The 2,433-nt window shown below is 63.4% G+C and carries 3 protein-coding genes and 1 pseudogene; 2 read left to right on the top strand and 2 right to left on the bottom strand.

What is annotated here, in order from left to right; genetic code table 11:
• The first annotated feature begins 89 nt into the window (after window positions 1-89).
• Window positions 90-1,304: an EAL domain-containing protein gene (locus tag BGN91_RS02525; RefSeq protein WP_292610380.1), complete on the top strand. Its 1,215-nt coding sequence runs from the start codon at window positions 90-92 to the stop codon at window positions 1,302-1,304.
• Window positions 1,305-1,338: 34 nt separating this feature from the next.
• Here the strand turns inward: BGN91_RS02525 and BGN91_RS02530 are convergent, their stop codons facing one another.
• Both BGN91_RS02530 and BGN91_RS02535 read right to left on the bottom strand, forming a co-directional pair.
• Window positions 1,339-1,704 (bottom strand): DUF3175 domain-containing protein, encoded by a 366-nt coding sequence (locus BGN91_RS02530; RefSeq protein WP_292610381.1) that lies wholly within the window; start codon window positions 1,702-1,704, stop codon window positions 1,339-1,341.
• Window positions 1,705-1,841: 137 nt separating this feature from the next.
• A complete protein-coding gene (locus BGN91_RS02535; protein WP_292610382.1) occupies window positions 1,842-2,150 on the bottom strand; it encodes a cysteine rich repeat-containing protein in 309 nt (102 codons plus the stop codon).
• A gap of 25 nt (window positions 2,151-2,175) precedes the next feature.
• On the opposite strand from BGN91_RS02535, the pseudogene BGN91_RS02540 reads away from it, so the two are divergent.
• Window positions 2,176-2,433 (top strand): annotated as a pseudogene (locus tag BGN91_RS02540) (hypothetical protein); the annotation flags it as partial.

Consider the following 2,433-nt stretch of genomic DNA (forward strand, 5'->3'; position numbering starts at 1 on the left):
GTGCACGACCGGTGCATTGCCAAAACGAACCCTGATGGAGCCATAACAAAAGGTTCACCTTGGCGTCCTGCCAAGCGAGGACCCCTCTTATGACCGATCGAGCCAGCCAGGACGACAAAATTGCGGAGACGCCCTTTGGCAAACGAAGGGTTAAGCCCCGCGCCTGCATTGTCGAGAGCAAGCATCACGTGCGGTCGCTGCTCAGCGAGACTCTCGAAGAACAGGGATTCATCCCGCACGCCTGCGCGACGCTGGACGATCTCGACGCCTCGTTGCGTTCCAACTTCCCCGACCTCATCGCCATCAGCGTCTCGATGAACGGCCTGCCCGTTCTGGACATCCTGAACCTGCTCGCGATCAGGGCCAGCGCCGCCATGGTGCTGCTGATCGGCCCGCCCGATGCGCCCGCCGTCCGGGCGGCACGGGAACTCGGCGAGAAACTGGCGCTTGAATTGCTGCCAATGCTGCCGACGCCTTTCAGCGACAAGGACCTGCATGACCGCATCGCGGGTCTCGTGCCGGCTGAACCGCCCGCGCCGCCAGTCGATGTCGCCGAGGCGCTCGGCGCCGGCTGGCTCGAACTGTGGTATCAACCCAAGATCGATGCACGAAGCCTTGCGCTGGGCGGCGCCGAAGCCCTGATCCGGATGCGCCATCCGAGCTGGGGCATCGTGCCGCCGGCCTATTTCATTCCCGACGAGGGCGATCCGCATTTTCGTTCGCTTTCGCGCTTTGTCATCGACCGCATGTTCCAGGACTGGCGGTATCTCGTCGCCAAGGCCGGAAGCATCCATATGTCCATCAACCTGCCTCTCGCCTTCTTCACGGACGCCAATGCCGTTGACGATCTGCGTTTGCAGTTTCCGGATCACCCCGCCTTCGATGGCTTGACCGTGGAGGTCGACAGCAGCGATGTCGTCAAGAATCTGCCGCTCGCGATCGAAGCCGCGCAGCGGCTGCGATTCCACAACATCGGCTTCTCGCTCGATGATGTCGGCACCGAATGGCCAGCGCTGGCCGCGCTGAATGAGTTTCCGTTCGCCGAGATCAAGCTGGACCGCCAGTTCGTCGACGGCAGTTCGTCCGCGCGACTCAAGCGTTCCGTCTGTCGCCGGATCGTCGACCTGGCCAAAAGCCACGGCGTCAAAACGGTGGCTGAAGGCGTCGAGACCCGCGACGATTTCCTCGCGATGCACGGCATCGGCGTCGATTTCATCCAGGGCTTTCTGTTCGGCAAGCCGATGACCACCCGGAAGTTCGCGCGCAACAGCCGCCAGCCGCCAGCCTTCGCTCCCGTTGCCTGAGCCTTCTTGCTGCCGATGGAATCAAAAGCGGGACTCAGCCGGCCTTGCCGAACACCTTGCGCAGCTCGTCCTTGGCGGCTTCGAGCGTCCGGCGGCGAGAGGCGGAGAGATTTTTGCCGCCGCGATTGATATAGAACACCAGCATCGACATCGCCGACCGATAGGGATCGCTTTTGCGCCGATGACTCTGTTCGGCGGAGCGCTTCAGCGACCGGGCAATGGCGGCGGCGCTACGCTGCTTGAACACCCCTTGTTTGAGATCGAGCGCGTCGCTCGTCGCCGTCACCCTGCCCGACCATTTGCGGACGGGCTTCTTACGGCGGGCCGACGATTTCGTCCCGCCCTTGGTCTTCGTCCGATGAGCCGGCTTGCGCCTGGATGTCGATGATGTCCCTGTCATGTGGTCTCCCGTCGGGAACCGCGCCGGTGGTGGCGGAGTGCATCATGGCAACGACGCGGGCCTCGAATCGGTTCGCATTTTTTTGCGAAACGCCGGCTCGCCGTCATGGAAATCCCGGACAACAGGCGCACCCCGACCTATTGCCTACCGGGAGGTCCGACCGCGCTTCCGGTTGCTTTCGCCGCCACATCGTTGCCGGTCGCCTCGGCGTTGGACTCGAACACCGCGCGGCACGGCGCGCCAAGCTGCGTCTGGTTCTGCCGCAGGCAGGCGACGATGCGGCCGACGTCGGGAATCTCGCTACCGCACAATCTGAAGACGTCGGGGGTGCAGGCCATCCGCTGAGCGAATGTGCCGCGATAGTCGTCCGCGACCGCAGGGCGCGTCAGCGCCGCGATGCCGGCAGCCAGAATCCCGGAAAACAGGGCCACCCTGTAGCCGCGCATGAGTCACCTCTTGCGAATGCTTCACATGCCGGCACCTCCTCAAACCATTGAGGCGGCAGAAAGGTTCGTTTCGGGCAATATGGTGGGAAACAGGCGGCGCGACGCTCCCGATGCTGCCCGATGCCGTGGTCAAGACCCTGCCGGTCGTGTATCAGACCATCCGGAACTCAACGCATTGACGGAACAGGCCTTGCCACAGGATTCGATCACCAAACCATTTCTCGAGGTGCTTTCGGGCCAGCGTCAGGCCGTGCCACCGATCTGGATGATGCGGCAGGCGGGC

The sequence above is a fragment of the Nitrobacter sp. 62-13 genome (assembly GCF_001896955.1).
Taxonomy (GTDB): Bacteria; Pseudomonadota; Alphaproteobacteria; order Rhizobiales; family Xanthobacteraceae; genus Nitrobacter.